Origin of the sequence: Streptomyces sp. MK37H, from assembly GCF_018035285.1 — a bacterium.
Taxonomy (GTDB): domain Bacteria; phylum Actinomycetota; class Actinomycetes; order Streptomycetales; family Streptomycetaceae; genus Streptomyces; species Streptomyces endocoffeicus.
This window is the reverse complement of sequence record NZ_JAAAYH010000394.1, coordinates 1-8,428: the sequence shown is the minus strand read 5'-3', so window position 1 is coordinate 8,428 and position 8,428 is coordinate 1. Positions and strand designations below refer to the sequence as shown.

Below are 8,428 nucleotides of genomic sequence, written 5' to 3'. Positions count from 1 at the left end.
TGTCCGTTACCGGCGATTCAACCTTGGTTGCGAGCATCACTGAATGCAGCCCGCTGTGCCGAATTCGTCGAACCGGAGGCTCCGTGCCGTTTCCGCACCCGCTTCCGCCACGCCGTATTCACCTCCGGCGCGGAACAATGAGTTCATGAGCCACACAAGCGGTCAGGCATCGGTTTCCCCGCAGCCCCAGCCCCCCTCCCAGCCTTCGGTCGGGTCCATCGCGGCCCACCGGCCGCATGCTGTCGCCGCACCGGTGCGGTCGCTCGACCCCGATCTCGACGCCGACCTGGACTCGTACGAGGAAGGCACCGGGCCCGGCACGGAGGACGGGGAGCTGCCGCAGGGGCGGTTCCTGGACCGGGAGCGCAGCTGGCTCGCGTTCAACGAGCGGGTGCTGGAGCTGGCCGAGGACCCGTCCACCCCGCTGCTGGAGCGGGCCAACTTCCTGGCGATCTTCGCCAGCAATCTGGACGAGTTCTTCATGGTGCGGGTCGCCGGCCTCAAGCGGCGCATCGCCACCGGGGTCGCCACCCGCTCGGCCTCCGGGCTGCAGCCGCGCGAGGTGCTGGAGCTGATCTGGAACCGGTCCCGTGAGCTCATGGCCCGGCACGCCGCCTGCTACCAGCAGGATGTCGCCCCGGCGCTCGCGGAGGAGGGCATCCATCTGGTCCGCTGGCCGGATCTCACGGAGAAGGAGCAGTCCCGCCTCTTCACCCTCTTCCGGCAGCAGATCTTCCCCGTGCTGACCCCGCTCGCCGTGGACCCGGCACACCCCTTCCCGTATATCTCGGGGCTCTCGCTCAATCTCGCGGTCGTGGTGCGCAACCCCGTCAGCGGGCATGATCACTTCGCACGTGTGAAGGTCCCGCCGTCGCTCTCCCGGATCCTGGAGGCGTCGCCGCAGCGGTACGTGCCGCTGGAGGACGTGATCGCGGCGCATCTGGAGGCGCTCTTCCCGGGGATGGAGGTGCTCGCGCACCACATGTTCCGGGTCACCCGCAACGAGGACCTCGAGGTCGAGGAGGACGACGCCGAGAACCTTCTCCAGGCCCTGGAGAAGGAACTGCTGCGCCGCCGCTTCGGGCCCCCGGTGCGGCTGGAGGTCGAGGAGTCCATCGACCCGTATGTGCTGGACCTGCTGGTGCGCGAGCTGAAGGTCTCGGACGCGGAGGTCTATCCGCTGCCCGGGCCGCTCGACCTCACCGGCCTGTTCGGCATAGCCGCGCTGGACCGGCCGGAGCTGAAGTACCCCAAGTTCGTGGCGGGCACCCACCGGGACCTCGCCGAGGTGGAGTCCGCCTCCCCGCCGGACATCTTCGCGGCGCTGCGCGAGCGGGACGTCCTCCTCCACCACCCGTACGACTCCTTCTCCACCTCCGTGCAGGCGTTCCTGGAGCAGGCCGCCGCCGATCCGGACGTCCTGGCGATCAAGCAGACGCTGTACCGCACCTCCGGCAAGTCGCCGATCGTTGACGCGCTCATAGACGCCGCCGAGTCCGGCAAGCAGGTGCTGGCGCTGGTCGAGATCAAGGCCCGCTTCGACGAGCACGCCAACATCAAGTGGGCGCGCAAGCTGGAGGAGGCCGGCTGCCACGTGGTCTACGGCCTGCTGGGGCTGAAGACCCACTGCAAGCTGTCGCTGGTGGTCCGCCAGGAGGGCGACACCCTCACCCGCTACTCGCACGTGGGCACCGGCAACTACCACCCCAAGACCGCCCGGCTGTACGAGGACCTGGGGCTGCTGACGGCGAACTCCCAGGTCGGCGCGGACCTCTCCGACCTCTTCAACCGGCTGAGCGGCTACTCCCGGCGGGAGAACTACCGGCGGCTGCTGGTCGCCCCCAAGTCGCTGCGCGGCGGGCTGATCACCCGGATCAACAAGGAGATCACCCACCATCGGGCGGGCCGCCCGGCCTACGTCAAGATCAAGGTCAACTCGATGGTCGACGAGGTCGTCGTCGACGCCCTCTACCGGGCCTCGCAGGCCGGGGTGCCGGTGGATGTGTGGGTGCGCGGCATCTGCGCGCTGCGGCCGGGCGTCCCCGGGCTCTCGGAGCACATCCGGGTCCGTTCGGTCCTCGGACGCTTCCTGGAGCATTCGCGCGTGTTCGCGTTCGGGAACGGCGGCGAGCCGGAGGTGTGGATCGGCAGCGCCGACATGATGCACCGCAATCTCGACCGCCGGATCGAGGCGCTGGTGCGGGTCACCGACACCGGTCACCGCGCCGCCCTCAACCGCCTGCTGGAGACCGGGATGGCCGACTCCACCTCCTCCTGGCACCTGGGCCCGGACGGCGAGTGGACCCGGCACGCCGCGGACGCGGACGGCCAGCCGCTGCGGAACGTTCAGGAGATGCTCATCGACGCCCGGAGGCGACGGCGTGGTTCAACGACATGACCTGCCGCCGGCCGGGATGACGGGCGCCGCGGACCCGGCCGCCGACCCGTCCTGCCCGGGGACCGACGGCGTGACGGACCGGGCGGCGGAGGGCGCGGCGGCACCTTCGGCGGCTTCGGCGGCACCCCCGGCGGCTTCGGCGGCTTCCGCGGCGGCTTCGGGGGCTTCGGCGGCGGCTTCGGGAGCGCCCGCGTGGGAGTCGGCGACGGCCGGGGAGGTGCTGTCGGCGTATCTGCACGCCCGGGCCGGGGACTTCCTGCGCAGCCTGCGGCTGCACCGCGAGAGCGGCTCCGACGTCCAGGAGGCGGCCGAGGCCGCCCGGCTGCTGCGCCGCGCCGCGCGGCGGATCAGCGGCGCGCTCTACGTCTACCGCCCGCTCACCGACACGGCCTGGTCCGATGAGCTGCGGACCGAGCTGGCCTGGCTGTCCGGCACGCTGGCGCGGGAACACGCCTACGCGGAGCGGCTGGACCGGCTGCGCGGCGCCCTGCACCGGCTCTCGGGCGCGGGCGGTCCCTGGGACCGGTCACCGCAGGGTGAGGGAACGGCCGCCGAGACCGCGAGCCCGGGCGAGCGGCCCTCCGACACACAGCCTGTGAACGCGGCGCATGCCACCAGCGCCGCGCGCACCGCGCGCGGCGGGGTCACGGTCGCGGTCGATGGCGCGGGCGGCCCCTCCGGCACCGCGGGCCCGATTTCCCGCTCCACCCGTGCCTCCCGCCGCAGCGTCTCCCTGGCCGCCGGTGCGCCGGGAGGCGGGGCCGCGGACCCGGTCGGGGGGCAGGGTGCGCGGCCCGGTCCGGCCGACGCGGGTGCCGGCGCCGAGGGCGCGGCCGGAACGACCAGGGACCGGGACAGAGAGCGGGACCGGGAAGAGGGCCGGGCGGCCGGACGGCGCCGCGGTGAGCGCGGTGAGCGCGGTGACAAGAGCAGCCGGGGAGCCAGGGGCGAGAAGGGCGAGCGGTCCGGCCAGCCGGGCGCGACCCACCAGCGGGCCGGTGCCGAGGAGGAGGCCCGCGGCGGGGCGCTGACCGTGGGCGCCGCCCGCGCCGGAGCGCTGCTGGAGCGCCAGCTCACGCTGGCCCGGACCCGGGCCCACACCGCCGCCCTGGAGGCGCTCGGCTCCTCCCGCTTCCACGCGGTCGCCGACACCGTCGCCCTGCTCGCCTCCGACGTCCCGCTCGACGAGGCCAACGCCGCCCGCCCCGCCGGGCAGGTGCTGCCGCCGCTCGCCGAGTTGGCGAACCGGCGGCTGGCCGAGGCGGTGGAGGCGCTGCCGCTGGTCCGCGCCGGGCATCCGTACAACGCGGAGGCGCTGGTCCACGGCCTGGCGGCGACTCCCGCGGCGGACGCCCCGCCCGCCAGCGAGCGTCAGGACGCCCCCTGGCACCAGGTGCGCCATCTGCTGCGGCTGCGGCGGTACGCGCTGGAGGTGCTCGACCAGGCGTGGCAGCAGCCGGACGGGGCGAGCGGGCCCAACGGCTCCGGCCCGGGCGGCTCCGGGCCCGGCGGCTCCGGTCCGGGTGGTTCCGGTCCGGGTGGTTCCGGTCCGGGCGGCTCCGGCCCCGTGGACGCCGAGCCGCCGCTGTCGGTGCGGCTGCTGGCCGCCGGGCAGGCGCTGGAGCGCCACCGCGACGCGGCCGAGGCGGCCGCCGCCGCGGCGGCAGCCGCCCGTACGCCCCGGATCGCCCCGGCGACGGCGTACGCCCTCGGGGTGCTCCACGCCGATCAGCGGCATGAGGTCGAGGCGGCCCGCTTCGCGTTCGGCCGGATCTGGCGGCGCGTGTCCGCCGCCAGAGCCTCCTGACGCCGGACGACGGACCCGGATCGCCGAAGGGCGGACACGCACGGCACGACGCGGAGGACAGCGGAGGACCGGGGAGGGAGAGACGACGGATGAACCGGCGGAATTCCCGCGATGACGGGCTGGTCGGAACGGACACCGGAACGGACACCGGGACGGTCCTGGCGGCGGGCTGTGTGCTGTGGCGACGGTCCCCGCGCGGCGGCGGGCTCGAGGTCGCCCTCGTCCACCGCCCCCGCTACGACGACTGGTCCCATCCCAAGGGCAAGCTGAAGCACGGCGAGGAAGCGCTGCACGGCGCGGTGCGCGAGGTCGCCGAGGAGACCGGCATGGGCTGCGCCCCGGGGGAGGTGCTGCCCACCCTCCACTACGTGGCCAAGGGCCGCCCCAAACAGGTCCGCTACTGGGCGGCGGAGGCGGTCGACCACGACGAGCCCTTCGTGCCCAACCGCGAGGTCGACCGCCTGGTCTGGCTGTCCCCGGACGCGGCCCGCCGCCGCCTCACCTACGACCACGACCGCACCCTCATCGACGCGCTGCTGCACAGCCTGCGGCCGTCCTGAGCGACGGCCCGGTGTCCTGACCGGTGGGCGGCTCCCCGTCCGCGCCCGGCTCCCCTACAGGAAGCGCGAGAGGAAGGCCCGGGTGCGGGGGTTGGCCGGGCTGTCCAGCACCTCCCGCGGGGTGCCGGTCTCCAGCACCTGGCCGCCGTCCATGAACACGACCCGGTCCGCCACCTCCTTCGCGAACCCGATCTCATGCGTCACCACGAGCATGGTGAGGCCGTCCCGGGCCAGGTCGCGCATGGTCGCCAGGACCTCGCCGACGAGTTCGGGGTCCAGGGCGCTGGTCGGCTCGTCGAAGAGCATCAGCTTCGGCCGCATGGCCAGGGCGCGGGCGATGGCGACGCGCTGCTGCTGACCGCCGGAGAGCTGGCGCGGATACGACGCCGCCTTTTCGGCCAGCCCCACCCGGGTCAGCAGCTCCATCGCCGTCTTCCGCGCCTCGGCCTTGGAGAGGCCGAGCACACCGACCGGGGCCTCGATGACGTTCTCCAGGACCGTCTGGTGCGGGAAGAGGTTGAAGTGCTGGAACACCATGCCGATGTCGCGTCGCTGCCGGGTCACCTCGCGCGGGCGCAGATGGTGGACGCGTCCGCCGGACCGCCGGAAGCCGATCAGCCTGCCCTCCACGTGGATGGAGCCCGCGTCGATCTGCTCCAGGTGGTTGATGCAGCGCAGAAAGGTCGACTTACCGGAACCGGACGGCCCCAGGAGCACCACGACCTCGCCCCGGCGCACCTCGAGGTCGATACCTCGCAACACCTCAAGCTGCCCGAACCGCTTGCGGACCCGCTGGGCCACGACCATCGGCACCTCCGCGGCGGTCGGCTCGCCGACGGTCGCCTCCGGGCCGGTGGCCTCCTGGGTGTCCTGGGCCGTCATGTCTCCTCCTTGGCGAGGGGGCTGTCCGCCGCCGGGGACGGGGCGTCCGGGCGCCGGCGGAAGAGCGCGAAGTTCCAGAACCCCTGAGGGGCGTGGCGGGTCGCCCCGCGGGCGTAGTACCGCTCGATGAACGACTGGCCGACATACAGCACGGACGTCATGATCAGATACCACAGGCACGCCACGATCAGCAGCGGGATGGTCTCGAAGGTGCGGTTGTAGATCGACTGGACGGTGTAGAGCAGGTCGGCCAGAGCGAGCACGCTCACCAGCGAGGTCGCCTTCAGCATGTTGATGACCTGGCTGCCGGTCGGCGGGATGATGAAGCGCATGGCCTGCGGGAGGACGACCCGCCGCAGGATCCTCGCGCGGCCCATGCCGAGTGCGGCGGCGGCCTCCGTCTGGCCCTGGTCGACGCCCAGCAGACCGCCGCGCACGATCTCGGCCATATACGCGGCCTCATTGAGACCGAGGCCGAGGATGGCGGCGAGCCAGGGCGTGATGAGCGTGTTGGTGTGCCCGCTGATGAACTCGGGGCCGAACGGCACCCCGAAGGAGATCCTCGGCAGCAGCGCCGAGAGGTTGTACCAGAAGACCAGCTGCACCAGGACCGGGATGCCGCGGAAGAACCAGACGTAGGCGCCGCAGACCGTGCTGAGCACGCGGTTCTCCGACATCCGCCCCACCGCGACGAGCACACCGCCGGCGATGCCGATGATCATGGCGATCACGGTCAGTTCGACCGTGGTGGCGATGCCCTGCCCGATGAGCTGGGCCCCGAAGTAGGCGCCGACGGTGCCCCATTCGAAGTGCGGGTTGGTGATCAGGAAGTGCCCGAGCTGGGCGCCGAGGACCGCGAGGACCAGGACCGCGAGCCAGCGCAGCGGATGGCGGACGGGGGACGCGCCGGCAACGTCGACGACGGGGACGGCACCGGGCGTGAGCTCGGCCCTCCCGGGGTCGTCCCGGGTGGTCGGCGGTTGTGTGGTGGCCATGGGTGGGCTCACCTCCTCACAGGATCAGGATTCGCCGCCGAGGTTGACGCCCGGCTTGTCGAGGGTGTTGGCGGACAGGCCCCACTTCTTCATGATCTTTCCGTAGGTGCCGTCGTCGATGAGGGTCCGGAGCGCCTTGAGGAGCACGTCGCGCAGCGGGGAGCCCTTGGCGACGACCGCGCCCTGGTAGAGGTCGCTGAAGCCGTTGCCCTTGCCGATGCCGGTCAGTTCGAGTTGGTCCTTGGCCTGCGCCACGAAGTAGGTGAGCGGCGCCTGGGAGGAGAAGAAGGCGTCCGCGCGGCCGGAGCGCACCGCCAGGATGGAGCCGGGCTGGTCCTTGTACGACTGGACCTTCACGGCCTTCTTGCCGTCCTTCTCGCAGGTGAGCGCCTGCTTCTTGATGACGCCCTCGGCGGAGCCGCCCGCCATCACCGCGATCCGCTGTCCGCAGGTGTCGGCCAGGGAGTTGATGTGGTGCGGATTGCCCTTGGGCACGGCGAAGACGACGAATTCCCGTACCCAGTCGACGAAGTCGTTCGCGCCCTGCCGGTCCTTGAAGTCGCCGACGGGGCCGAGGGCGAAGTCGTAGCGGCCCGCCTTGATGCCGGTGAGCTGGCTGGGCAGCCCGTCAGTGGTCACATGCCGGATCTTCACGCCGAGGACCTGCCCGAGTGCCTCGGCGAGGTCGGCGGAGGCCCCGGTGAGGCTGTGGCCGTCCGAACCGGCGATCTCGTACGGCGGGAAGGAGCCGTTGTTGACCGACACCAGCGTGCCGGACGTGCGGTTCTTCGCGGGCAGTCGCGCGTGCAGCGCCTTGTCCTCCGGGTGCTTGGCCGACGCCGCCCCGGAGCCGCCGGAGTCGGTGGCGCCCTCCGCCTGGGGCGGGTTGGCCCCGCAGGCGGCCAGGGCGAGACAGCAGGACAGGGCGGTGGCCGCGGTGGCCAGGGGACGTCTCATGGGGATGCTCACTGGGGCGCTCCGAGGGGTCCGAGGGGGATGACGGTGGGGTCGACGGCGAACCGGCGGTTGGCCAGGACGGGAAGGGTGCGACGGGCCGCGGCGGTGGCGTCGGGAGCGGCGTCCGCCCAGGCCAGTCCGGGGGCGGCGGCGAGGCGGGAGCGGACGGTGCCGAGGGGGTCGACGACGAGGCTGTTGCCGATGTTGCGCGGACCGCATTCGCCGCTCGCCGCCACCCAGCAGGTGTTCTCCAGGGCCCGTGCGGTGACCATGACCTCCCAGTGCCGTTCCTTGGCCGGGCCGCGCACCCACGCCGCGGGCAGGGCCAGCACCTCGGCACCGGCGTCCACCAACAGCCGGGCCAGCTCGGGGAAGCGGACGTCGTAGCAGGTCATCAGGCCCACCTTGGTGCCCGCCACATCGATGACGACGGGCGGCTCGTCCGCCGGGCGGACGTTGGCCGACTCCAGGTCGCCGAAGGCGTCATAGAGATGGATCTTGCGATAGCGGGCGATCAACTCACCGTCGCGCAGCGCCACCAGGGTGTTGAACACCCGGCCGTCCTCGGACGGCTCATGGATGCCGACCACCACAGTGGTGGCGGACCCGGCGGTGGCGGCGAGCATCTCGGTGACGAAGGGGCCGTCGAGGGGCTGGGCCACCTCGCGGATCCGGTGGCGGTCCTCGGTGAAGCGGGCCAGCACGCCCTCGGGGAGGACGAGCAGATCCGCGCCGCCCCGCACCGCCTCGGCGGTGAGCTCCTGGCAGGCGGCCAGGTTGTCCTTCCAGTCGGGGGAGGCGGCGAACTGTCCTACGGCGATGCGCATAT

Annotated in this window: 7 protein-coding genes; 3 read left to right on the top strand and 4 right to left on the bottom strand. The window is 72.7% G+C overall.

All coding sequences use genetic code 11. The features are described from left to right. The first annotated feature begins 145 nt into the window (after positions 1-145). From GWI24_RS35510 to GWI24_RS35500, 3 genes are all read left to right on the top strand, one after another. A complete protein-coding gene (locus GWI24_RS35510; protein WP_210950149.1) occupies positions 146-2,398 on the top strand; it encodes an RNA degradosome polyphosphate kinase in 2,253 nt (750 codons plus the stop codon). A 16-nt stretch (positions 2,399-2,414) separates the two neighbouring features. Next, positions 2,415-4,205: a CHAD domain-containing protein gene (locus GWI24_RS35505; RefSeq protein ID WP_247617314.1), complete on the top strand. Its 1,791-nt coding sequence runs from the start codon at positions 2,415-2,417 to the stop codon at positions 4,203-4,205. An 89-nt stretch (positions 4,206-4,294) separates the two neighbouring features. Continuing rightward, complete coding sequence (locus GWI24_RS35500; RefSeq protein ID WP_210950148.1) at positions 4,295-4,765, top strand: NUDIX hydrolase; 471 nt, start codon at positions 4,295-4,297, stop codon at positions 4,763-4,765. 54 nt (positions 4,766-4,819) lie between these two features. Here the strand turns inward: GWI24_RS35500 and GWI24_RS35495 are convergent, their stop codons facing one another. From GWI24_RS35495 to GWI24_RS35480, 4 genes are all read right to left on the bottom strand, one after another. Next, positions 4,820-5,572, bottom strand: a complete 753-nt coding sequence (locus GWI24_RS35495; RefSeq protein ID WP_121825236.1) for an amino acid ABC transporter ATP-binding protein — start codon at positions 5,570-5,572, stop codon at positions 4,820-4,822. Positions 5,573-5,643: 71 nt separating this feature from the next. Next, on the bottom strand, positions 5,644-6,642 hold the full coding sequence (locus GWI24_RS35490; RefSeq protein WP_210950147.1) for an amino acid ABC transporter permease: 999 nt from the start codon (positions 6,640-6,642) through the stop codon (positions 5,644-5,646). A gap of 24 nt (positions 6,643-6,666) precedes the next feature. Next, positions 6,667-7,599 (bottom strand): ABC transporter substrate-binding protein, encoded by a 933-nt coding sequence (locus GWI24_RS35485; protein ID WP_210950146.1) that lies wholly within the window; start codon positions 7,597-7,599, stop codon positions 6,667-6,669. Positions 7,600-7,607: 8 nt separating this feature from the next. Continuing rightward, a partial coding sequence (locus GWI24_RS35480) for a deaminated glutathione amidase (protein WP_210950145.1) occupies positions 7,608-8,428 on the bottom strand: 821 nt, incomplete at its 5' end.

Bases quoted from the DNA above. Each gene is read 5' to 3' on its own strand.
- GWI24_RS35505 (WP_247617314.1), top strand. From the start codon at position 2,415: ATGACGGGCGCCGCGGACCCGGCCGCCGACCCGTCCTGCCCGGGGACC.
- GWI24_RS35485 (WP_210950146.1), bottom strand. From the start codon at position 7,599: ATGAGACGTCCCCTGGCCACCGCGGCCACCGCCCTGTCCTGCTGTCTC.
- GWI24_RS35510 (WP_210950149.1), top strand. From the start codon at position 146: ATGAGCCACACAAGCGGTCAGGCATCGGTTTCCCCGCAGCCCCAGCCC.
- GWI24_RS35500 (WP_210950148.1), top strand. From the start codon at position 4,295: ATGAACCGGCGGAATTCCCGCGATGACGGGCTGGTCGGAACGGACACC.
- GWI24_RS35495 (WP_121825236.1), bottom strand. From the start codon at position 5,572: ATGGTCGTGGCCCAGCGGGTCCGCAAGCGGTTCGGGCAGCTTGAGGTG.
- GWI24_RS35490 (WP_210950147.1), bottom strand. From the start codon at position 6,642: ATGGCCACCACACAACCGCCGACCACCCGGGACGACCCCGGGAGGGCC.